General features: G+C 39.6%; 23 protein-coding genes. 10 read left to right on the forward strand and 13 right to left on the reverse strand.

Annotated elements, in window-relative coordinates:
* Positions 1-13 precede the first annotated feature (13 nt).
* Positions 14-529, reverse strand: a complete 516-nt coding sequence (locus E4F24_RS10105; RefSeq protein ID WP_140938578.1) for a phosphoribosyltransferase family protein — start codon at positions 527-529, stop codon at positions 14-16.
* Between the two features lie 142 nt (positions 530-671).
* On the reverse strand, positions 672-1,256 hold the full coding sequence (locus tag E4F24_RS10110; RefSeq protein ID WP_140938579.1) for a C40 family peptidase: 585 nt from the start codon (positions 1,254-1,256) through the stop codon (positions 672-674).
* A gap of 490 nt (positions 1,257-1,746) precedes the next feature.
* Between E4F24_RS10110 and thrA the strand changes: the two genes are divergently transcribed.
* From thrA to E4F24_RS10140, 6 genes are all read left to right on the forward strand, one after another.
* Positions 1,747-4,194 (forward strand): bifunctional aspartate kinase/homoserine dehydrogenase I, encoded by a 2,448-nt coding sequence (thrA, locus tag E4F24_RS10115; protein WP_140938580.1) that lies wholly within the window; start codon positions 1,747-1,749, stop codon positions 4,192-4,194.
* A 108-nt stretch (positions 4,195-4,302) separates the two neighbouring features.
* Positions 4,303-5,289 (forward strand): homoserine kinase, encoded by a 987-nt coding sequence (locus E4F24_RS10120; RefSeq protein WP_394344462.1) that lies wholly within the window; start codon positions 4,303-4,305, stop codon positions 5,287-5,289.
* Positions 5,290-5,436: 147 nt separating this feature from the next.
* Positions 5,437-6,744 (forward strand): threonine synthase, encoded by a 1,308-nt coding sequence (gene thrC, locus E4F24_RS10125; protein WP_140938581.1) that lies wholly within the window; start codon positions 5,437-5,439, stop codon positions 6,742-6,744.
* Positions 6,745-6,976: 232 nt separating this feature from the next.
* Positions 6,977-8,161, forward strand: coding sequence for a class I SAM-dependent rRNA methyltransferase (locus E4F24_RS10130; RefSeq protein ID WP_140938582.1), 1,185 nt, complete (start codon positions 6,977-6,979; stop codon positions 8,159-8,161).
* Between the two features lie 131 nt (positions 8,162-8,292).
* Positions 8,293-8,850, forward strand: a complete 558-nt coding sequence (locus tag E4F24_RS10135; RefSeq protein WP_235891197.1) for a C40 family peptidase — start codon at positions 8,293-8,295, stop codon at positions 8,848-8,850.
* A gap of 186 nt (positions 8,851-9,036) precedes the next feature.
* Positions 9,037-9,453, forward strand: coding sequence for a hypothetical protein (locus E4F24_RS10140; protein WP_140938584.1), 417 nt, complete (start codon positions 9,037-9,039; stop codon positions 9,451-9,453).
* A gap of 6 nt (positions 9,454-9,459) precedes the next feature.
* Here E4F24_RS10140 and E4F24_RS10145 read toward each other — a convergent pair whose 3' ends face one another.
* From E4F24_RS10145 to E4F24_RS10160, 4 genes are all read right to left on the reverse strand, one after another.
* Complete coding sequence (locus E4F24_RS10145) at positions 9,460-10,836, reverse strand: nucleoside permease (protein ID WP_140938585.1); 1,377 nt, start codon at positions 10,834-10,836, stop codon at positions 9,460-9,462.
* Between the two features lie 9 nt (positions 10,837-10,845).
* Positions 10,846-11,475 (reverse strand): bifunctional nuclease family protein, encoded by a 630-nt coding sequence (locus E4F24_RS10150; protein ID WP_140938586.1) that lies wholly within the window; start codon positions 11,473-11,475, stop codon positions 10,846-10,848.
* A gap of 104 nt (positions 11,476-11,579) precedes the next feature.
* Positions 11,580-12,554, reverse strand: coding sequence for an electron transfer flavoprotein subunit alpha/FixB family protein (locus E4F24_RS10155; RefSeq protein ID WP_140938587.1), 975 nt, complete (start codon positions 12,552-12,554; stop codon positions 11,580-11,582).
* A gap of 21 nt (positions 12,555-12,575) precedes the next feature.
* A complete protein-coding gene (locus E4F24_RS10160; protein WP_140938588.1) occupies positions 12,576-13,316 on the reverse strand; it encodes an electron transfer flavoprotein subunit beta/FixA family protein in 741 nt (246 codons plus the stop codon).
* A 579-nt stretch (positions 13,317-13,895) separates the two neighbouring features.
* Here E4F24_RS10160 and E4F24_RS10165 point away from each other — a divergent pair.
* Complete coding sequence (locus E4F24_RS10165; RefSeq protein WP_140938589.1) at positions 13,896-14,225, forward strand: tetratricopeptide repeat protein; 330 nt, start codon at positions 13,896-13,898, stop codon at positions 14,223-14,225.
* A 175-nt stretch (positions 14,226-14,400) separates the two neighbouring features.
* A complete protein-coding gene (locus E4F24_RS10170; protein ID WP_216629162.1) occupies positions 14,401-14,712 on the forward strand; it encodes a copper resistance protein NlpE in 312 nt (103 codons plus the stop codon).
* A gap of 41 nt (positions 14,713-14,753) precedes the next feature.
* Here the strand turns inward: E4F24_RS10170 and E4F24_RS10175 are convergent, their stop codons facing one another.
* The 6 genes from E4F24_RS10175 to E4F24_RS10200 all read right to left on the reverse strand — a co-directional run bounded on the left by E4F24_RS10175 (position 14,754) and on the right by E4F24_RS10200 (position 20,637).
* A complete protein-coding gene (locus E4F24_RS10175; protein ID WP_140938591.1) occupies positions 14,754-15,887 on the reverse strand; it encodes a cysteine desulfurase family protein in 1,134 nt (377 codons plus the stop codon).
* Between the two features lie 38 nt (positions 15,888-15,925).
* Positions 15,926-17,533: an apolipoprotein N-acyltransferase gene (gene lnt / locus E4F24_RS10180; protein WP_140938592.1), complete on the reverse strand. Its 1,608-nt coding sequence runs from the start codon at positions 17,531-17,533 to the stop codon at positions 15,926-15,928.
* 74 nt (positions 17,534-17,607) lie between these two features.
* Positions 17,608-18,348: a PH domain-containing protein gene (locus E4F24_RS10185; protein ID WP_140938593.1), complete on the reverse strand. Its 741-nt coding sequence runs from the start codon at positions 18,346-18,348 to the stop codon at positions 17,608-17,610.
* A gap of 113 nt (positions 18,349-18,461) precedes the next feature.
* On the reverse strand, positions 18,462-19,148 hold the full coding sequence (gene rsmI, locus E4F24_RS10190) for a 16S rRNA (cytidine(1402)-2'-O)-methyltransferase (RefSeq protein WP_181182433.1): 687 nt from the start codon (positions 19,146-19,148) through the stop codon (positions 18,462-18,464).
* A 348-nt stretch (positions 19,149-19,496) separates the two neighbouring features.
* Positions 19,497-19,880 carry an HU family DNA-binding protein gene (locus E4F24_RS10195; protein WP_140938595.1) on the reverse strand — a complete coding sequence of 128 codons (384 nt, stop codon included), beginning with the start codon at positions 19,878-19,880 and terminating at the stop codon, positions 19,497-19,499.
* A 106-nt stretch (positions 19,881-19,986) separates the two neighbouring features.
* A complete protein-coding gene (locus E4F24_RS10200; protein ID WP_140938596.1) occupies positions 19,987-20,637 on the reverse strand; it encodes an ATP-binding protein in 651 nt (216 codons plus the stop codon).
* 260 nt (positions 20,638-20,897) lie between these two features.
* Between E4F24_RS10200 and E4F24_RS10205 the strand changes: the two genes are divergently transcribed.
* Together E4F24_RS10205 and serS are read left to right on the forward strand one after the other, a co-directional pair.
* Positions 20,898-21,773, forward strand: a complete 876-nt coding sequence (locus E4F24_RS10205) for a DUF1835 domain-containing protein (RefSeq protein ID WP_140938597.1) — start codon at positions 20,898-20,900, stop codon at positions 21,771-21,773.
* 50 nt (positions 21,774-21,823) lie between these two features.
* Positions 21,824-23,095, forward strand: a complete 1,272-nt coding sequence (gene serS, locus E4F24_RS10210; RefSeq protein ID WP_140938598.1) for a serine--tRNA ligase — start codon at positions 21,824-21,826, stop codon at positions 23,093-23,095.
* 34 nt (positions 23,096-23,129) lie between these two features.
* Here the strand turns inward: serS and E4F24_RS10215 are convergent, their stop codons facing one another.
* Positions 23,130-23,873 (reverse strand): methyltransferase domain-containing protein, encoded by a 744-nt coding sequence (locus tag E4F24_RS10215; protein WP_317130743.1) that lies wholly within the window; start codon positions 23,871-23,873, stop codon positions 23,130-23,132.
* Positions 23,874-23,882: the final 9 nt, after the last annotated feature.

Consider the following 23,882-nt stretch of genomic DNA (forward strand, 5'->3'; position numbering starts at 1 on the left):
GAAGCAGATGCGATTAGGAAAGCCATACTGCATCTGCTTCTTTATCAAACTCTTCTAATACTACTTCTACATGTTCTTTTAATATAGTGGATAGCTTAGTGCCATAGTAATCGCTGAATATAGGGAATATATGGTGACTTCTGTCAATTAAAACTGCCGTACGCATCTTTTTTAGGGGTACATTGATGAATACTCCGAGTGCGTAAGCCAATGTCCGACCACTATTCAATACATCATCTACAATAATCACTACGCTATTTTTAGCAATATCTATAGGAGTATCTGTAGCTGCTTCTAAATTACGTTTGTTTTTTTCAATAGTAACTTTAATAAGTTGAATCTCTTTTGTAGGAGCTATCTCCATAAGAATGTGTTGTAGTCTTTGAGCAAAGACATATCCTCTGTCTGCAATCCCTACTAAAACAAGAGCTTTTTCTTCAAAGTTGTCTTCCAGAATTTGATAGGCAATGCGTCTTGATTTTTGCTTAATCTGTTCCTTATTTAGTATTAATGTTTTTTTAGTCGACATATCCATTTCTTATCCATGTAAATTTAGATAAAATGCTTTGTATTGACAAACGTAAGGATCAAGCAATCTGAATTAACCAAATAAAAAAAGTCCGAATGCGTATAGCATTCGGACTTTTTGCAATCTAAATTAACGTATAAGACTAGTTTAGATTGTTTTCGTTATTTGTATTGATATCAGCCGTCATGATGCGGTCTTCATCAGCTGTCTTAGGGCGTCCGCCATTGTAATAATAACGGCTCCAATAAGGTTCGTTCAGGTTACTTACCATTACACCTTTGCTTGAAGAAGCGTGTGCAAATTTATCATCGCCTAAATAAACTCCGACATGTGTAATACTTTTACTTCTAATCTTAAAGAAAACTAAATCACCGGCTTGCAAATCATTTTTACGTATAGGAGTTACATTTGCATATTGGTTACGGCTGTTGTAGCCTATTGTTGTATTGAATACATTCTCATAAAGGGCAAGGGAGAACTTTGAACAATCGATACCTCTTTTTGAGTCACCCCCTAATCGGTACGGAGTGCCTAGCCATTCGTAGACAAATTGATAAAGTTTGGTATTCGTAGTTGCTGAAACCGCGACTCCCATAATTTGAGAAAAGTATTCTTTAGCTAAGTTATCTGGATCAGATGTGCTTTTGTTTTTGTTCGTTGTTTGTGCTTGCGACACTAGACATAAGCCTATGAAGAGCATTCCTGCTACTAGTTTCTTTGTTTTCATTTAATCGCTATAATTTTTACAACTCAAAGTGTTGGTGTATTGTATTTCGTGCATCAACAGTAGCGAAGATACCACATCTCTTTATACTACGCAACTAATTTGATCTTTTTTTAACATACTTTTAACACTTGTGGCATTTTATTAGATTGATTAGCAATGCAAAATCTTAATTGTTATCATCACTTTTTTATTTTAGTATGGTAAATAAATTTTTAATCCCTATGGATTGTATAATTGGTAAAGTCGCATTTTTTTAAAAAATATTTGTGTTTTTGAAAACAAAATACTTATCTTTATGAAAGATTTATAAATACGTATGCGATTTAACACGATTATTTCAACAATTATTATTACCACCGGCTATAATTTTCGGAGGAGGTAAATCTGTTGTTCTAAAAAGTGTACAGTAAATATCAGAAAGACCTTCCTCCATTCGGGAAGGTCTTTTTTTTTATATAAAAAAAACAAACTAAACATAATATATTAAATAATGAAAGTCTTAAAATTTGGAGGAACATCAGTCGGTTCGGTAGAGAGCATAAAGGCGGTTTTGGATATCGTCAAGGGGTCATACGATGCCGGAGAAAAGCCTTTAGTCGTTTTGTCTGCTATGTCTGGTGTTACTAATCTGCTAACAGCTATGGCGGAGCATGCTGCAGAAAAAAAGGAGTTTGAATCCGATTTAAAATTATTGGAAGAGCGCCACTTCGATGTTGTCAGGAAACTAATTGCTGTAAAATTTCAGAATCCTGTTTTTACCAAGTTAAAACTACTTATCAATGAACTTGACGAGATTCTACAGGGTGTTGCTGCACTTAAAGAACTAAGTCATCAAAGTAGGGATTTAATAGTTTCCTTTGGAGAGCGTTTTTCCAATTATATGGTTTCCAAAATAATGGAACAATATATTGCCGAATCAACCTTTATAGATGCTTCTCATTATATTAAGACCGATTCAAATTTTGGACATGCACAGGTGAATGAAGGATTGACAAATCAATTGGTGCAAGCGTTGGCGCATACACATGTTGATAAATTGTTATTTGTAACGGGGTTTATAGGTTCAAACGAAAAGGGTAGGGTAACTACTTTGGGACGAGGTGGATCTGATTATACGGCAGCTATATTTGGTTCGATCCTGAATGCAAGTACGATAGAAATATGGACAGATGTGAATGGGATGTTGACTGCTGATCCAAAAATTGTAAAAAAGGCATTTTCTCTTCCTGTTTTGTCGTATACAGAGGCGATGGAACTTTCTTATTTTGGGGCTAAAGTCATTTATCCACCCACAATGATTCCCGCATTTTTAAAGAAAATTCCAATTGTAATCCGTAATACTTTTGAACCGGAGTTCGGGGGTACTGTAATACAATTTGATTCCGGGAAATCGGATTATCCTATCAAAGGTATTTCCTCCATTTCGGATATTTCGGTGATTAATTTATCTGGCAGTGGCATGATCGGGAAGTCAGGCTTTAGCGGAAGATTATTTACTTTATTAGCCCGAGAACAGATCAATGTTGTTTTAATTACCCAATCATCATCCGAACACAGTATCACGTTTGCAGTACATCCCAATGATGCGCAGAAGGCGGTAGTGTTAATAAGGGATGAATTCGAACTGGAATTAGAAGCGAATAAGTTGGATTTACCTGAAATTGAAGAGAACCTTTCTGTTCTTGCTGTTGTAGGAGAGAATATGAAGCGTACACCTGGCATGTCGGGGAGATTGTTTTATGCTTTGGGACGTAATGGAATCAATGTTCGGGCGATAGCACAAGGGTCTTCTGAATTTAATATCTCAGTTATTATTAAGAAGGACAATCTGGCCAAAGCGTTGAATGCTGTGCATGATGCTTTCTTTGCAGAACTGAAAAAAACATTATATGTTTTTAATCTTGGGACGGGCAATATCGGTGCTACATTATTCAAACAGCTGCATGAGCAGCACGATTTTCTTTTAGAGAGCAATGATCTTGAAATTAAAGTCGCTGGCGTATCCAATTCCCGGAAAATGTTATTTGATGTGGATGGAATTGATTTGGCAACCTGGAAGGATACATTGGAATCAGAGGGCGAAATCTCAGATTTATCTACATTTATTGAGCGTATGAAGGAAATGGATTTACCAAATTGTGTGTTCATCGACAATACAGCAAGTAAACTGCCTTCGACATATTATGAGGAGATTTTTAAAGCCAATATATCCATTGTCACTTGTAATAAGATTGCTAATTCCGGCGATTATGCGCAATATAAGCTGTTGCATGATACAGCCCGAAGACACGGAGTAGATTTTTTCTACGAAACGAATGTCGGAGCAGGGTTGCCAATTGTACGTGTACTAAAAGACTTGATGTTGAGTGGCGATAGACTGTTAAAAATTGAGGCCATTCTTTCGGGGACGATATCGTATATTTTTAATAATTTCACGGGTGATGCTTCGTTCTATGATGTGGTTAAAAAGGCACAGGAGCTTGGCTATACCGAACCTGATCCGCGAGATGATTTAGGTGGCGTTGATTTTATGCGCAAGATGCTGATCCTTGCCAGGGATGCTGGAAATGTCATTGAACCAAGTGATGTTGATCTAGGGAATATTTTGCCCGAGGCTTGTCTTAAAGCGACTTCGGTAGATGATTTCTATGCTGAACTGTTGAAGGCAGAGCAGTATTTTAATGATTTGAAAAATCAGGCACTTCAAGAAAATAAAGTTATTCGCTATATTGGAAAACTGGAAAACGGGAAGGTGAGTATTTCGATGCAGATGGTGGGTGAGACACATCCATTCTACGCTTTGTCGGGATCTGATAATATCATCTCGTTTACGACCGAACGTTATAAAGAAAGACCATTGGTGGTAAAAGGCCCCGGTGCAGGTGCAGAAGTCACTGCAGCGGGAGTGTTTGCTGATTTAGTAAATGTAGGGGCTTAAATTAGTATAGAGTAGCTCGTATTAAGTATTGAGATGTGCAGGCAAAAAATATTCTGCCTGAGAAAAATTAAGTAATTATGGAATATATGAGTCTGTATAATCGTAAAAATGATGGGCGAAAATAAAGTAGAAAAAAAAATAGATTTTACTAAAATTCTTGACGAGGTTCGGGTCTTTGCTCCCGCTACAGTAGCCAATATGATCTGTGGCTTTGATATTTTAGGGTTTGCAGTGGATAAACCCGGAGACGAAGTCAAAATGTATCGTGTAGACCAACCGGGGGTACGTATCCGCTCTATAAAAGGGGATGACGGAAGACTGCCCCTTGATGCCGATAAAAATACAGTAAGTGCCTGTGTTAAGATGTTATTGGTTGATTTAGGTATTGATAAAGAGATCGGTGTTGAAATTGATTTGATTAAGTGTATGCCGATAGGTAGTGGTTTGGGGTCAAGCTCGGCAAGTACGGTAGCCGGATTGTTTGCTATCAACGCCTTGTTGGGGAATCCATTGACCAAAGAAGAGTTGATACCCTATTGTGTCGAAGGTGAACGTCTGGCATGCGGGCATGGGCATGCAGACAATGTCGCTCCTGCATTAATAGGTGGGATTACATTGATTCGTGGATACGATCCGCTTGATGTGATTAAGCTTCCTGTTCCCACAGATTTGTATGCAGGAATTGTGTTTCCGCAGGTGGATGTACCGACCCGGGATGCACGTCAGCTTATTAAGGAAAAAGTGCTCTTGAAAGATGCCGTGATTCAATGGGGCAATATTGCAGGGCTTATTTCCGGTTTGTATCAGTCTGATTATGACTTGATAAGTCGAAGTATGCACGATGTGCTTATTGAGCCAACTCGTGCCATTTTAATTCCCGAATTCTATGAAATGAAGCGTATTGCGCTGGAAGAAGGGGCATTGAGTTTTGGTATTTCAGGTTCAGGCCCTTCTGTAGTAGCTATTACTAAAGGACAGGATGTGGCAGAACGAATAACCGAAAAAATTCAGCAACATTTGACACAAAGTGAAATCGGTAGTCTTAAATACGTTTCTTCTGTTAACGTAGAGGGGCCTAAGATTCTGAACAACTAAACCAAAATGGCCCCGAAATGATAAAAATAATCATTAAACATACAAGGTAATGATGTTTTTGTCATCAAAGACTCCATCTGACTAAAATAACCGAGTTTGCGAGTTCATTGATACAATTGAAAACATAAGCTCATCAATAAAAAACAAATGAAATTATACAGTACCAATAATAAAGATTTGCGTGTTCCTTTTCAAGAGGCTGTTTTCAATTCATTGCCTGCAGACAAAGGACTTTATATGCCGGAGGTGATACCACAGCTAGATCCCCTGTTTATCCGGGATATACAGCAGTATTCCTTGCAGGAGATTGCGTTTAAGATTGCTAATGCTTTGATCGGAGATGATATTCCGGAGAGCGATTTGAAAGCTATTGTCGAAGATGCAATTAATTTTGATGCTCCGGTAAAATTTCTGAGTGCAGAAACTGCAGTTCTGGAATTATTTCATGGGCCTTCTTATGCGTTTAAAGATTTTGGTGCACGTTTTATGAGTCGTGTGATGGGCTACTTTTCGGAAAAAGGTGAAAAATTATTAGACGTCTTGGTCGCTACTTCGGGTGATACAGGGGGTGCGGTAGCGTTAGGTTTTCTGGGGGTCGAAGGCACACGTGTTACTATTTTATATCCTAAAGGGAAAGTGTCCAAGGTACAGGAAGAACAACTTACCACCAATGGACAAAACATAAGGGCATTAGAAGTAAAGGGAACATTCGATGATTGTCAGGCATTGGTTAAGCAAGCTTTCAATGACACGACATTAAATGAAGAAATACGTTTAACCTCGGCTAATTCCATCAATATAGCTCGTCTGATTCCGCAGACATTTTATTACTTCTGGGCATACGCACAGTTGAAGGCACAAGGCGTGAAGGATGTAGTCTTTTCTGTTCCAAGTGGTAATTTTGGAAATATCGGGGCAGGTCTGTTGGCCTATAAAATGGGACTTCCGGTTAAGCATTTCGTGGCAGGAACCAATGCAAATGATACTGTCCCACGTTTTTTACAATCAGGTGCTTATGAGCCTAGACCCTCTGTTCAGACCCTTGCAAATGCTATGGATGTCGGGAATCCAAGTAACTGGGTAAGAATACAGGATCTATTCCGTAATAATTTAGAAGAACTTAGGGAAATAATTTCTTCATATACTTACGATAATGAAGAGACTAAAGCAGCGATGGATGAATTGTATGCGAAGTACAAGTATATTGCTTGTCCACATACTGCTATTGCTTATTTAGCGTCCAATACTTATAAAGCTGAAAAGCCTGGAGAGTACGCATTAGTCTTTTTGTCTACTGCGCATCCATGTAAATTTCCAGATGCCATATCCGAGACTGTGTTTTCAGAAATTCAACTTCCTGATGGAGCAAAATCATTAGAAGGTAAACAGAAGCTAACAGAGGAGCTGGATGTAGATTACGACAGCTTTAAAAGGTTTTTGATCGAGAATAAATAGCATTAAAGAAGGGAGGGAAACTTTCCTTCCCTTCTTTAATGCTATTTGGTTGCAACGAAAACATATCCTACTTTTGTGTCAAAGAAGCTATCGTGATTTTTTAAACCATACAGTAGATGAATAAGCAGAGCTTGCGAACTCTTGAGGATCTATTCAGCAAATACGGGTAAAAAATCTGATACCTGCCTACGGTAGGCAGGGCTTCATTACCATTGAAAACAAAGGTGTACGGATGAAAAAAGTTATCCTGAATAAAGGAAAAGATAAGGCAGCCTGGCAGTTGCACCCTTGGGTGTTCTCTGGAGCTGTTAATAAAGTGATCGGACAACCTCAAAATGGAGATGTCGTATCGGTGTATAATAACGAAGACGAATTTATAGCATTTGGGATATATAACAATACCTCAAGGGTAGCTGTACGTTTATTGGAATGGCATCCAAACCGTGAAGTCAACGAAGAATGGTGGCGTAACCGTGTACGTAATGCTGTACATAGCCGTTTGCATTTGTTATCAGAAAAGAACGATACTGTGCGTTTGATTTTTGCAGAAGCTGATTTTCTGCCCGGATTAATCGCAGATAAATATGCTGATTATATATCTGTACAAGTTCATGCTGCGGGAGTAGAACAAGTAAAGGCGATCATTATCGATGAGCTTGTGCAGTTGCTGGAACCCAAAGGTATCTATGAACGAAGTGATCTCAAATCCAGGGAGCACGAAGGATTGCCCGATAGTAACGGTCTGTTGTATGGAACAGTACCTCCGGAATTTGTGGCGATTATTGAAAACGATATTCAGTATAAGGTCAATATTGTTGAAGGACAAAAATCCGGATTTTATTGTGATCAGCGTGACAATAGACTGCTAACCGCGCAGTATGTAAAAGGTAAAAAGGTTTTAGATTGCTTTTCGTATTCAGGTGGTTTTACCTTGAATGCATTGCGTGGAGGAGCCTCCCATGTTACGGCGGTAGACAGCTCGGCCTTAGCAATCGATACCTTACGACAAAATATAGCATTGAACGGATTTGATACCGAACAATATACTGCTGTCCAATCAGATGTCAATAAATACCTGCGCGAATTGGGTGAGCAGCAAACCAAATTCGATCTGATTGTCCTTGATCCGCCTAAATATGCACCTTCACGATCTACGTTAGACAAGGCCTCCCGGGCTTATAAAGACTTAAACAGGAGAGGTCTGATGCTGCTCGAAAGTGGCGGACTATTGGCTACGTTTTCGTGTTCTGGCGCGATGGATATTGACACCTTTAAACAGGTGCTTGCGTGGGCAGCTTTAGATGCGGGTAAGGAGATACAGTTTATCAGGCAATTTCATCAACCCGAAGATCATCCGGTGCGCGCGTCATTTTCAGAAGGTGAATACCTTAAAGGTTTATTAGTTAGGGTTGTTTAAATTTTTTGGGTTTGCGCGTATATTTATCCACATGTCTGCTAAATTAAATAACAATTGTGGAAAAAAGAGGGTTTTATTCTCCGTCTTGAGCCGATACATTTGTAATGATGAGTATAAATAGGATTCAACAAATGAAGTTCATAGCAGCAGGCGCTGTATTGTGCATGTTTGTGGCCTCTTGTGGCGCGAAGAAAAAAGCGTATTCCTATGGAAAACCTCCGGACAGTCGAAGCACTGCAGCGTCCGTATCCAAGGATACGAAGCGTTCGGGAAATACGATGTCGTACTATGCAGGTGTGTTGGGCGTGAGTCTCAAGGATATGAATAATTCCTTGTATTCATTTATCGATAGTTGGATGGGCATACCGTATCGGTTAGGAGGGGTAAGCAAAGATGGTGTGGATTGTTCCGCTTTTGTGGGTATGATCTATCAGGAAGTCTATAGGAAGAATCTACCCCGAACCTCCAGAGATATGGCAGAGATCGTAAAGCGTAAATACGACGATCAATTACGGGAGGGGGATCTGGTATTTTTCTCTTTTGGAGGAAAAAATATTGATCATGTGGGTATATACCTACATAATGGTAAGTTTGTACATGTTTCTACGCAAAAAGGTGTCATGATTTCTAATCTAAAGGATGCCTGGTATTATAAGTATTTTACTCGTTGTGGTACCCCAAATATTTAAAGACTGCACTTATCTTTATGGAGTCTGATGTCTGACATCTCAAATCTAATATCTCACATCTAAATACTTTATCGTACTTTTGTACGCAATCTATTTTTAGTTATGTCGGATAAAACCAAAAGAATTTTTTTAGCTATTTGTATAATAGTACCCTTTGTCGTCTACTGTGTCGTCTATTATTCTTCAATGATCAAAAATGCACCTTATCGCTTTTCTGACTTTGAATCGATCGAACTGACCTATGGAACACCAGATTCTTTGTTGAATACCTTCAATTCCAAAACTGGCGATTATCAATATTTGACAAATGATAATAAGCTCGTGAAGGATACACTGAAGATGAGAAACGATGATCTATTATATCTGCACCGTAAAGCACAAGAACTAGGGTTTTGGAATGTAGATAATGATATGACGACCAAAAGGGATGTCGCTAATCCAGGAACACATATACCCCGTTTCATTTTGAAATTCACGTATAAAGATAAGTCAAAAGAAGTTGTTTTAGACGCGGATTACGAGGGAAATCCGAAAATGAAAGATGCAGCTAAATCCACTATCGATCATGTAATGACCATGCTTGCAGAAGTAAAAGCGAGATAAAGAATATTAGTGATAATTTTCACCGATTTGTTGGTCTTGGTGTTTGTGCTTGAATAATACTGCAAATGCAATTGCAATCGCGAGTGTATAGACAGCGAATGCGATCCAGATATGATGCCAATCTTTTAGAAATATGGCATGATCAAAGGTCCCATTCGATATATTCACGTCTCTCGAAGAGATGAAGTTCAATAAATTGGGATTATCTGATGTGGTATCCAGGTAATTTGATAATTCATTGACATTGTTAAAAGATAACGTGTAATACTTATCGATAAGCCATCCCGATGCGAGTGAGCCAAAGACAGCTCCAAAGCCGTTTGTCATCATCATGAATAAACCTTGCGCAGAAGATCTGATCTTCGAATCTGTGGTGGTCTCTACAAAGAGGGAACCTGATATGTTGAAAAAGTCGAACGCCATTCCATAAACAATGCACGATAAGATAATCATCCATAATCCGTTGAAGGGATCTCCATAAGCAAATAGCCCAAAACGTAATACCCAGGCTACCATTGATATAAGCATCACATGTTTTATCCCAAATTTTTGTAAAAAGAATGGAATTGCCAAGATGAACAGTGTCTCCGAAATCTGAGAAATAGACATGATAATGGTAGAATATTTTACCACGATAGCGCCTGCATATTTAGGATAAAACTTAAATTCATCGAGAAAAACATCCCCATACGCATTGGTTAACTGTAGTGCCGCCCCCAAGAACATAGAAAAGATGAAAAACAACGCCATTTTATAATTTCCGAACAATTTGAAAGCTTCCAAACCAAGTAGCTGCGTGATACTTGCATTGTCTTTGGTCAGATGTTGAGGAGGGCATTTAGGAATGAAGAAAAGCGAATAGACAGCAAGTGTGATAGATCCCGCAGCTGCAATATAAAATTGATATTCGGTGGCTTTATTTTCCGTCAGGTTCGTTATCCACATCGCAGTAATAAAGCCTATTGTTCCCCATACACGAATCGGAGGGAAAGCTTTGATGAGGTTGTATTGACCCTGTGTCAGCGCTGTATATGCAATAGAATTGGATAAGGCTAAGGTGGGCATGTAGCAGCACATCGCTGCGAGTATGATGTTAAAAAACGTTGAAGGCTCGTTGACCTGTGTAAGATAGATCATACATAAGGCATATAAAAAATGTAATGTGATATATAGTCGCTCTGCATTGGCCCATCTGTCTGCAATAATACCAATTAGTGTAGGCATAAAAAGTGAGGCAATACCCATAGTGGAAAATATAGCTCCAAATTGCGTGCCGTCCCACTGTTTTGTCCCAAACCAATAATTGGCTATTGTAATTAGCCATGCACCCCAAACAAAAAATTGCAGGAAATACATGATGGTTAGTCTCAACTTTGTAGACATGTGTATTTGTTACGATTTTCTACGTTCGATTTCGTCTCGAATCTTGGCAGCAGTTTCATACTGCTCATTCTCAATAGCTTTTTGGAGTGTTTTTTCTAACTGCTCGTCAGTGAGTGCGGCATAAGGGGATACCTCTGGCTTAATAGGAGCTTGTTCTTTTTCTGTGGGAGCTGACGGTGTAATAGCTTCGGAAGGAGAGCTGATATTCTCTAAGAAAGCAAAATCGTTGCTTTCTATAACGATTCCGGCAGAAGACATAATAAAATCATAGGTGTAGATCGGAGAATCAAAGCGCACGGCTAATGCAACAGCATCCGAAGTACGTGCATCAATTTCTGTGGTTTTCCCATCTTTTACACAACTGATTTTGGCAAAAAAGATTCCATCCACCAAATTGTAAATTAATACCTCATTGATGTGGATATCAAAAGTTTCGGCAAAGGATTTAAAAAGATCATGCGTAAGCGGACGACTTGGTGTCATCTTTTCAATTTCAACGGCAATGGATTGCGCTTCAGCGCTTCCGATAATGATAGGAAGCCTACGATTACCATTTACTTCTCCCAATACCAAGGCGTATGCACCCGACTGTGTCTGGCTATATGACAAGCCCACTATATCTAGCTTAATTTTCTTCATCCTAAAACACCTTACGGTAATACAAAGATGTAAAATATTCATGGCAAATTAAAAGACCTTAACAGTTTTCTGCTCAGGTCTTTTAATAACACTTAATCTATTGACTAATTCCCTTTGTACGCTTTAAGCGCAGCAATAAGTTGCGGTACAACGACGAAAGCATCACCTACTATCCCGTAGTCCGCCACTTTGAAGAATGGTGCTTCAGGATCTTTATTGATCACAACGATTGTTTTGGAAGAACTTACTCCGGCAAGATGTTGGATGGCTCCTGAAATACCTATAGCAATATAAAGATTGGGACTGACGACTATTCCGGTTTGGCCTACATGCTCAGCATGAGGTCTCCAGCCCGCATCGGAAACGGGTTTAGAGCAAGCTGTAGCAGCACCCAATACCTCCGCTAGTTCTTCTATCATTCCCCAGTTTTCAGGGCCTTTAAGTCCCCGTCCTGCCGAAACAACAATCTCCGCTTCCGGAAGAGAAATTTTATCAGTAGCACGTATGATTTCTTTTACTATTGTACCAAAATCTGTCGAAGCGATCTCAGGTACGAAATTTTCTATCTGTGCCGATGTTTTACGTTCTTCAATTTCAAATGCGTTTGGAGATAAGGTGATTACTTTAATCGGTGAAGTAAGAGTTACTGTTGCAATAGCTTTACTTGAAAAGGCAGTTCTTTTCATCTCGGCCACCTCGGCGTTAAAGGAGGGAACACTTATTGCTCCTGACACTAAACCAGCTTCGAGTTTTGCCGCAACGCGGGGAGCTAAGCCTTTTCCACTGAATGAGTTGGATAATACAACGATATTTGCCTGCTCTTTTTGTGCAGCAGCGACAATTATAGAAGCATATACCTGATTGACAAAAGATTTAAGATTGTCATTTGTCACCGTTAAGACTTTACTGATTCCATAGTTTTCTAGCTTTTGCAATTCAGCATCGGATACATCTCCTATGGAGATAGCTATGGCTTGGTCCTGTTGTAAATTTGCAATTTGTGATGCATAAGATGCCACCTCAAAAGCCGATTTTTTAAGTACCCCTTCTGTATTCTCTATATATACTAATACTGACATGTCATTTCTTAATTTAAGTAATTAAATAACTTTTGCTTCGGTATGCAATAAGTTTACTAACTCATTTATATCGCTTTCTGCTATCAATTTGACCTTACCTCTTGTAGCTGGTGTTTCATAATAGCTGAAAGATGTCAAAGCTTCCACTGGTATCGGTTCGATGATCTCGAAGGGTTTCGAACGAGCACCCATAATCCCTCTCATGTTCGGGATTTTTGGTTCGGCTACTCCTTCAGCGGTGCCGACAACAACCGGTAAATTTGCAGTCAATACTTCTTTGCCACCTTCTATCTCACGTTCGATAGTTGCTTCATTGCCTTCAATAGTTAATTTTTTAGCAATGGATACCGAGGGAATAGAAAGGAGTTCGCCAAGCATCGCAGGTACCTGTGCTCCGTTGTAGTCAATGGATTCCTGTCCGGTTAAAATCAAATCAAAATGATGAGCTTTCGCATATTCTGCGATTTGGTTGGCAACAAACCAAGCATCGTAAGGAGTTGTATTTATGCGTACAGCTTGGTCAGCGCCAATCGCAAGGGCTTTGCGGATGGTAGGCTCTGTTGTAACATCACCCACATTGATTACGGTAACTGTTCCGTTGGCTCCTCCATTTACAAGATCAACGGCTTTAGATAACGCAATTTCATCGTATGGATTTATAATGAATTGTATGCCAGCGTTATTAAATTCGCTGTTGTTATTCGTAAAAGTTATTTTAGATGTCGTGTCGGGGACATTGCTGATGCAAACCAATATCTTCATAATTAATAGCGTTTTATACAAACCTACTATTTTATCCGAATCTTCACTTGTCTGTTTCGGTCAATTTTTTGTCATTTTGTATGCTTGCATAGTAATTTGTTGTGTCGGTTTTGAGTCGATGTTAAAATGTAGGGAGTACTGTAATAAATGAAGGATTAAATTATGCAGTTTAGCAATATCCCTCGCTCCACCTGTCCGCCATTGGCCATGGCAGGGCTCCAATCTTTTTCTTGAAAAAAAGGTTGACAAAATTCAAGACTGTTTAGCCTATGTTCGATCCGCCAACTTGGAGCTACCACAGCGACCTCCCGAGGTCCTCATTCCTTTGGCCCCCCCCCCCGCACTAGACTTTGGGATGTCTTGGATCGTGCAAACCTAAATGTGATCAGGATGGTAGCTCCACGGGCTTGATCTCCATGTGCTAAAAGGTCATCCTTTTTTTACTTTACTGAGCATTGAAGTATCTTTAAACACTAACACCTCTAAAAAAAAACACCCTAACCGCTGTCATCATAAGTCTTCGTTTTGTTTTTTATGATGGAATGAGTTAATTTGTGCAAATCATAGAAATTATATTTCATGGATAGATTAACACAGCTATTGTCGTTTGTAGCAGAAAGTCCTCAAGATCCTTTTTTAAAGTATGCGCTCACGATGGAATACCTAAAGGCCGGAGATATGCAGAAGGCGGAACAGGGTTTTAAAGATCTGGTAGAAAATTTTTCCGATTATGTAGGCACATATTATCACTATGGGAAATTTTTAGAAAAAGAAAATAATAAAGAGGAAGCGTTAAAGATTTATCAACAGGGGATGCAGGTGGCTCGTAAAACAAGGAATATGCATGCTTTGGGAGAATTGCAAAATGTGTATAATTTGGCATCAGGTTTTGAAGATGATGATTATTAATTCTTAAAAGATAATACGATTACTGAATTTTGGTATCCTTTTTGAACTGCATAACCAAATGAAGTAAATGCGAGTATTTTCCACGATATTATTTTCTATTCTAGCTGTTTTTTTATTGTTTATTAGCTGTATAAATAATAAGAAATCATCCAGTACGCTTGACAAAAAAGAAAATTTGGAGTTTCTTTCTGCAAATGTTGTTGGTCACTATTCAGGTAAACTACCTTGTGCAGATTGCGAGGCAATCAATACGATATTAGAATTAAGTAAAGATCATTCTTACGAATTGAGATATGTATATGTGGGGAAATCATCTGATAAGTTTATAAAAAATGGAAACTGGAAAATAGAAAAGAATAATCTGGTTCTAGACGGGCTGGACTACGAATATAAGATCGTTGATGGCGTATTGTGGCAGCTCGATTTAGCGGGTAATATGATTACAGGAGATTTAGCCGAAAATTATCAATTAGAGAAGATAAAATAATAACATAAAAGAGGAGACTATCGGTCTCCTCTTTTATGTTATTAGACGTATTCACAAAGCTCTTTAAGCTTTGCAACTACAAAATCTATTTCGTCCTTCGTGTTGTTCTTACTGAAGGAAAATCTTACTGAGGGCCGTGAACTATCCGCTTTAATGCCACGTAAAACATGCGATCCGATATCAGAACCCGAGCTGCATGCACTTCCTCCCGAAGCAGATATACCGGAGATGTCTAAATTAAACAAGAGCATATCGCTCATATCCGTGCAAGGTAAGGAGACATTCAATACAGTGTACAGTGAGTTCTCAGCGTCTGTATTTCCATTGAATTTGACAACAGGAATAGCATTTTGCAATTCTGATTTCATATAATCTTTTAGACCTTGGATATACTGTCTGTGTTCAGACATGTCACGGTAGGCTATTTCCAACGCTTTTGCAATACCTACAATACCATATACATTCTCTGTTCCGCCACGCATGTTACGCTCTTGCGCTCCTCCATAGATAAGAGGTTTGATTTTATTCTTCCCATTAATATATAAAAAACCCACACCTTTTGGCCCGTGGAATTTATGCCCGGCTCCGGTAATAAAATCAATCTTTAAATCGGATAAGTCGTGTGTATAATGTCCCATCGTCTGCACCGTATCCGAATGGAAGACTGCATTGTATTGTTCACAGATTTCCGAGACACGCTTGATATCTGTTAAATTGCCTAATTCATTATTGGCATGCATAATAGATACAAAAGTCCGCGGATTAGTAACAAGTAGTGATTCCAAATGTGACAAATCAATGTTGCCTTTCTCGTCCAAGTGGAGAAAGTCCAAGTGTATTTTGCCTGTTTTTTCCAGCTCTTCTAATGTATGAAGTACGGCATGATGTTCTATCGGAGATGTGATCGCGTGTGTAATACCAAAATCTTCTATGGAGCGTACAATAGCCATATTATCTGCCTCGGTACCTCCAGAAGTAAAAAATATCTCGGAGGGAGAAGCATGCAATAAGTTAGCTATGGTTTTTCTTGCTTTTTCGATGATTGTTTTCACCTGCCGTCCATGAGAATGGATTGAAGAAGGGTTTCCAAAATCGTTTTTCATGGTTTCTACCATCACTTCTAATACCTCGGGATCCAAGGGTGTTGTAGCGGCATTATCTAAATATACGTGCATGGGACAAATTTAAGGAATGTAATGTAATTTAATGCCATTTATTTGGATTTTGGTCTTAGGAGCAAGGAAAATGATATTAAACTACCGATTAGCGATAAATATACAATCATATCACCTAATTTTGTGTAGACGGTAAGTTCCTCATTTAAATTTATTTCCTGAGACAAAGCGGCAGGTACCCACCATGCTGTTTTTTGAACGATATCACCCCGTTGGTTTATAAAACCTGAAATCCCTGTGTTAGCAGATCTTGCTACCCAGCGCCTATTCTCAATCGCGCGAAGTTTTGCATATTGAAGATGTTGGTCTTTACCGGAAGTGTTCTGCCACCAGCCATCATTAGTCACGATGGTGATAAACTGAGCACCTTTTTTAATATACTGTGCTACATAATCGCCCCAGATCGATTCGTAACATATTACCGGAGCTGCACCGATTCCACTTGCCGAGTAGAATACGGTAGGTGTCGGGTCACTGCCGTAACCGCCGGTAGTCCCCCCAAAATGATCGAATAAAGGTTTCATGAATGATAATGCGTTGCCAAATGGCATTTGTTCGACTCCGGGTACCAATTTTGATTTGTGATAGAACTGAAGCTTTGACGATCTATCAATGAAGACAGAAGCATTATAGCTGTCGAGAAACATATTGGCATAAGGTCTCGCGGTATGTGTCGCCTGGTCAGAAAACAGACGGTAACTTTCAATCCCTGAAAGTACGTTTCCATTGTGGTATTTATCCAAGAAATTGGTTATTTGCAGATATGCCGGATAACTCCTGAACTCTTCTTCGTTAATACCCCCTCGGGCGGAGATAGCCGTTTCGGGCCAAATGAAAAACTCCGTATTGGGTTTTGCTACACCTTCTGATAAAGTGATGAGGTTGTTTAGTTGATCCTCGGGAGGGATATGCCCAAATTTACCGTAAGGATCAATGTTGGGCTGTACGACAACAATTTCAGAAGGATTGATATGTTCTTCATAAATAGTGTACTGTATAATGGATACGACACTCGGGATTAGTACAGTAGCGGAAATTGAAATGACAAGCTTTTTTGTAGATAGCGATTCTGTTTTGCTGATACGTTGCCATACCAGGAGAAAAATGAGAATGTTCGTTAACCATATCCAGAGTGTGCCACCATATACGCCGGTCATATCATACCATTGTATCAACTGATGAAAATTAGCGAAACCATTACCCAAGGTCATCCATGGAAAAGAAAGATCCCATAGTTGGTGCAGGTATTCGTAGGCTATCCAAAAGGATGTCAACCCTAAAAAACTTAAAAATATTGTGTTGCGTTTACGCAATTGGTAGTATAGCCGAAACACTGCGGCCATCAACAAGGGGGCTAATCCGAATGGGATTAAAGAAATTAGTATGGATACCCAAGACGGTAAATAAGCATTCATGGCATTGAATACCCAATATATAGACGCTGTATTCCAGATAAAACCGGTTATAAATGCCAGCGTAAAGATCTTTTGGCCTTTTTTTGCAAGTGAACTGCGCATCACACGTTCACACGCAATCAATAACGGAACAAAGCCGATGAAAAGTAAGATACTACTATACGGTATCGGTGGCCAGGCCAACCAAAGTATAAAGGCACTTAAAAGTGCCAATAGGTAATTGTTCTTCATTTGTAAATCATGTTAACCTATCGACTAGCTACTTGTCGGTAGAACAGTGTATATATAGCCGAACTCTCGTTTTGCTATAATTTCGAAAGTATTTCTGCTTTCTTACTTTCGTATTCCGCTTGTGTAATTAGCTGTTTGTCGTACAGTGTTTTCAGCTTCTTTAATTTTGAGGTTAATTCGTCCTCTTCTTCTGGCTTCGGAACTGTTGCTCGATGAACCGTCTGCGCCGGAGCCGTGAAGCTGCTTGTGCCATCAGTTGCTGTTTTATCCTGTTCCGCTATAATTTTAGGAGCAGGTGCCACAATAGGAGGTCTCTGTACGTTCGCTTCATTTTCTGCCGGATCCGTACGGAATGGCCTGGCTTGTTCAGGCTCTGTAGGTGAGGGAGTGGGAGCTTTTTCAATAGGTGTACTGTTTTCAGCCTGACTTTTACTGCTTTCCAATGCATCTTTGATTAACTGATACAGCTTGCGTGCTTGTGTTTTTGGAATATAATCTATGCTGAGATTCTCCCCGGTAAACGGAATGACGGTGACCTTGGAACCAAAAATCTCTTCTTTAATTGCAATATCTTTAATGTCTTTCCAGGAGAAAATTTCAAAATTAGTTGCTAACCCAAATTTGGTAAACTCACATAAAAAGATACGTTTATTACTAATGGTGATACTATCTGGCAGTAACGTCACCGCAGGTTTTTTTTGCAAAGCGATATAGTTAATCGATTCGCCATGCGTTAACATGTCGATGATCTTGGTGTATATTTTCTCGATGACCTTCGGATCCTGACCGTCCTGTATGTATTTGTCTATGCTCATTTTATTTAATCGCTGTCGTTTATCTGTTGAACAAATTTTAGTACTAAGTTAAGATATAATTGTGAAAGATTTTTCATTTACAGATAGGTCGAACCATACGTCGCTCCTTAACTTTATTCCTTATTCTTAATCTCTATCTCGGTGCCCGCTACACAAAATACAAATTCGCCTTTGATGGGGTTGTTTTCAAAATGGTTTTTTAACTCTTCCAGTGTGCCACGCACATTTTCTTCGTACATTTTGCTCAATTCCCGTGATATAGAAGCCTGCCTGTCTGCTCCGAAGTATTGTATAAACTCGTCAATAGTTTTGAGCAGACGATGTGGTGATTCATAGAATATCATCGTCCGTTTTTCCGCTGCAAGCAGTTTCATTCGGGTTTGACGGCCTTTTTTTACGGGCAGGAATCCTTCGAAGCAAAACTTGTCGTTGGGCAGGCCCGAGTTGACCAATGCAGGCACGAAGGCTGTTGCGCCGGGGAGACACTGTACGGTAATACCTTCTTTTATGGCCGCCCGAACCAATAAAAATCCAGGATCTGATATAGCGGGTGTGCCGGCATCCGAAATCAACGCGATCTGTTGACCTTCTTTTAAAAACCGGATAATTTCGGCTACCGCCTTATGTTCATTGTGCTGATGATGCGCAAATACTTTTTTATCTATACCAAAATGTTTTAATAGCGGCGCACTTGTGCGTGTATCCTCGGCCAGGATCAAATCTGATTCTTTCAGTACACGTATGGCGCGAAACGTCATATCTTCCAAATTACCGATAGGGGTGGGGACTAAGTATAGCATAGTCAAAGGTAATAAAATAGTGTCGATTATACGATGCGGTGGATGAAAAGTAACCGATATGCTGAGCGCGAAATAGTAGAAAAGGAGGCAAGTGTTGGGTATTTTTGGGTTAATTTATTTAATCTTTGGTGTATCTTTTTAATCAAAAAAATCTACAAAAAACGTTTTTAAAACTCACCGAAGTCATTTTTTAAAACACTTCGAAGACTTTGTAAACTTGTCCACAGGTTTTGGAAAGTTTACGAAGCGTTTTTTTATTTTACCACGGTCGTTTTAGGCTTTTTTTTGGCAAAAAAAAAGCCTGCACCCATCAGGTGCAGGCTTAGGCCTGTAATGGAGCATGTTGAATTACTCGGTTTTCTTAAAAGTTAAGCCTTGCAGCAACGTCTTTAGCTGCTTGCCCGGGTGGAAAATCAAACGTGTACGAACGATGTTCGTGGCGTTGACCTCTTCTCTTGTATCGTTACCGGTGCTGTTCGAGCCCAGGCGAAAGGAACCCAGATTGCCCAGACGGACAATGTATCCCCGCGAGATGTTGCGCGGAATCTCCCTTAGCAGACTCTGCAGCACAGCATATACATCGGCTTCGTTTATAGACGAAGCATGTGAAATATCAGAAGCTAGATCTTCCAATACGATTTCTCCCGCATGTACCGGACGTGCGTAGAACTTTTTGGGAGCAGTAAGATCTCCCGGTTTACCGATTTCGACTACATTGTACTTAATTGCCATAATTGAAAAAATTAAATTTAAACACTAAACATTTACTTTATTCTTGTTGCAACGATACAAACATAGCGCATGGGGTTGACGCCGATGGGGTAATTTTGTGCCAAAATTAGGGGTACCCCCAAAAACTTTTTGGCACAAAATTACCCCTTTGTGTCTCAAAGACAGGATCCGGAGAGCCGTTTTTATTCATAGCGCGATAGATTGTTGGGAATCCAGTTCCTCTACCTTCCGTCAGATCGAGCTCTTTCAGAAAATCACCAATACGACGGTTACGGTAGTCTCGGGCAACTATACGTTTTTGATGGTTAAGTATTTGAGCATCTACAGGTGGAACAGGTCCGGGAAAACTTAAAAGCTCAATTTTATCTGGCCATATCTGTACTTCAATAGGACTTCCTATTTCGTAGCTCTTATGATACACCGCATTTGCCAATGCTTCCTCTACGGCTTCGTAAGGGAAATTGTAGAAACGTATAGCTTCTGCTTGATGGGGTACTTTGATAACGTTTTCATAGATGACAGTCGCTTTCAGGAAAGCTAAGCAGTTCCTCAATTGGACATGCAACAGGCCTTTAAAGTAATGCTCTGTAAATGATCGGTCGCTATCATCTTGGTGTACGACCAGCTCTATCCACGCTCTAGGAAAAAACTTTTCCGGAGTCCGGTTGAAAAACAACAAGCCTACATTTACCGGGTAACGATCTTCATCAGCACCTTTGGCAATGTGCATACTTCTAGAAAGATCAGCCAATGACATCTTTTGGCTCTCTTCATATAGCGTACTAAACTAAGGCGTACCAGATTATTAATATTTTTAAGATGTATATTCCAATTTATAATCTAAATGCCAAAATAAAATACAGCGTGAAATTCACCAACAACGACATAACCTATCTTCTCAATCTTTTTAAACGTCGCAAAGATGTATTCGCTTTGCGCTGGGAGAAGGGAAATAAAAGCGGCCATCTTAAGATATTTTGTATCTTAAAACACTGAATATTTGTTAACTTTGGACTCATGGGTACAACCAACACGACAAACCATATAGGCAGAAAAATGCAAAAAAAAGACCTCCATGTCACTTTCGGTTTCGCTGGAAATGCTACACTTATCCAAAGCCAAATAATCGATATCGAAAAAGGTGAGATACGAAACTTTAACGACCCACTTTCTCAGGGACCACTGTGTGATCTCGACGATGTGGAGGCAATAGAAAATCGAAAACGTTGGTTGCAAAACGTTTTTGGTTCCATACAATCAGAAGGCGGGTCTAATTTTATCGATGACAATCTAAGTCTTTTAAGGGAACTCATTGACACCTCCAATACGTATGAAAAGATATACTTATGGGTTGGTGATGAAGCCGATGAAAAGATTACTACAGCAAGACTGCTTTTTCATTTGCAGGATTTATCTATTCCTATCTATCGACTCAATTTCGATAAGATGGAATTTCAAAATGAGAAGGGTGTAAAATTGTATCCCACTTCGTTACAAGTAATGCGCGTAGAGGATATTTCAGAAGCTTCCCAACACTTTGATGAATTGAGCGCTGGTGATAAACAGTTTTTTGTTTCTATTTGGGAACATCTTCGCACAGATCAATCGGTAGTACATCTTTTTAACAGATCTGGCAAGTATGTGTCCGGCGAGGATACATTTTTCGATCAATATCTGTTAAATCACTGCACTGATAAACCTAAGCGTTCACCATTCATTGTTGCTGATACACTTTTTGATATTTGGGAAGAGTTCCGTGGCGGGTGCGTAGGTGATAGTTTTTTGTATCATCGTTTGAATGAGCTGGCACATGGCGGGAAGATTGAAATCTCAAACCGGCACGAAGATCCCGAAAGAGCTAAAGTGGTATATGATGTGCGAAAGTTAAATTAGTATTCTCGCTTCGTCTTCTTATCTTTGTGCCTATTAAAAAATAAATATTTATGTTGCAATTAAATTATATCCGTGAGAACAGGGATACGGTAATCGAAAGATTAGGCGTTAAGAATTTCAAGGATTTGAATTTGGTCGACGAAATCATCTTATTGGATGAACAACGTCGCAGGATTCAAAGTGAATCAGACGCATTATCAGCAGAGGCCAATTCTTCCGCTAAGCAAATTGGGGAATTGATGCGCCAGGGTAAGAAAGAAGAAGCTGAAGCCGTGAAATTGCAATCGTCGGGATATAAAGAGCAGATAAAGAATTTGTTGGCTGATCTGGAAGGCACGGAAAAGGAATTAAATGATAAATTGCTTCATTTGCCAAATCTGCCTCATACATCTGTGCCAAGAGGCGTAGCAGCGGAAGATAATGAAACCATTTTTGAGCATGGTAATATTCCTGATTTAGGGGAAGATGCACTTCCGCATTGGGAATTGGCTGCAAAATATGATATTATCGATTTTGAGTTGGGAACAAAAGTGGCGGGAGCAGGATTTCCGGTTTATAAAGGAAAGGGAGCCCGCTTACAACGCGGTTTAATTAATTTCTTTTTGGACGAAGCCGAAAAAGTAGGTTTTAAAGAGGTACAGGTGCCTATTGTAGTGAATGAAGCATCTGCCTATGCGACAGGGCAATTACCGGATAAGGAAGGTCAGATGTACCATGTTACGCAAGATGATCTGTATTTAATTCCTACGGCAGAGGTGCCTATTACGAATATCTATCGCGATGTGATTGTGAAGGAAGAAGATTTTCCGATCAAACACTGTGGATACACACCTTGTTTCCGTCGTGAAGCAGGATCGTATGGTGCCCATGTACGTGGTTTGAATCGTCTGCACCAATTTGATAAGGTGGAAGTCGTACAGATCGTTCATCCGGATAAATCTTATGAAGTAGTGGAAGAGATGAGTCTGTATGTGCAGTCTTTATTGCAAAAGTTGGAATTACCGTATCGTGTCTTGCGTCTTTGTGGAGGGGATATGAGCTTTGCATCCGCTTTAACTTACGATATGGAAACCTACAGTACTGCACAAAAGCGTTGGCTGGAAGTTTCTTCTGTTTCTAATTTTGAAACCTATCAGTCTAATCGTCTAAAAGTGCGTTTTAAAAATGCAGAAGGAAAGATGCAATTGGCCCACACCTTGAATGGGTCAGCACTGGCTTTGCCACGTATTGTAGCAACTTTATTGGAAAATAACCAAACTGATAGAGGAATCAAAATACCTGAGGTACTGGTACCGTATGTAGGTTTTGAATATATTGATTAAGATCAGGGGAGCCCTTCAAGGCTCCCCTAATCATTTATCGCCTCGGTTCCATCCTTACCAGATACTGGTCATTTTCATCTTCGAAGAGAATTTGAACAACCCAGTTTTCCGCTCTGGCGATCTCGACAAGCATCTTTTGATCGAGGTATAACCATTTAAAAGGCTCGCCTTTATTTCCGTTGTATTCGTATTGATAATTTATTTCACCAAAATAGTGAACTGGTCGTTGAATGCGGTACTCTTCGTAAAGGTAAGAGATATCTGAACTGTCAAACAGCAACTGGCCTTTTTCGCTTAATAATGATTTGCTGTGTTGGAGCAATTCCCGAAAACCGTCTGTCGTACCGGCAAGCCCTATTCCATTCATTAAGAAGAGCAAGGTGTCAAACTGTTGATTTTTTAATCGGAAAAAATCTTCCTGCAGGATGTGTTGTACACCGCGTTCGCGCATGATATTGCAGGCCGTAGCCGAAACTTCCAATGCCGTAACGTCAAAATTCTTTTCTTGAAGATACAGTGCATGGGATCCAACTCCCGCGCCCACATCCAATACCTTGCCATCGCAGAGCGATAAGGCGATGAATTCGAGTTCGGGAAACTCCTCTTCATCCCGATAAAAAACTTCTATGGGCATTTCCTCTATATCGCCATAGCTGCTATGGAGTAAAAGCGGTTTTTTTAATGCTCCATTCGTATGGAAATCGAATAAGGCTTCTCCGTAAACGTCTCTATGCATAGTCGTTGAAAGGTTATCTAAGATGGAACTGAATTTTGCCATATAAGCGTT

Source organism: Sphingobacterium lumbrici (assembly GCF_006476045.1).
GTDB classification, from domain to species: domain Bacteria; phylum Bacteroidota; class Bacteroidia; order Sphingobacteriales; family Sphingobacteriaceae; genus Sphingobacterium; species Sphingobacterium lumbrici.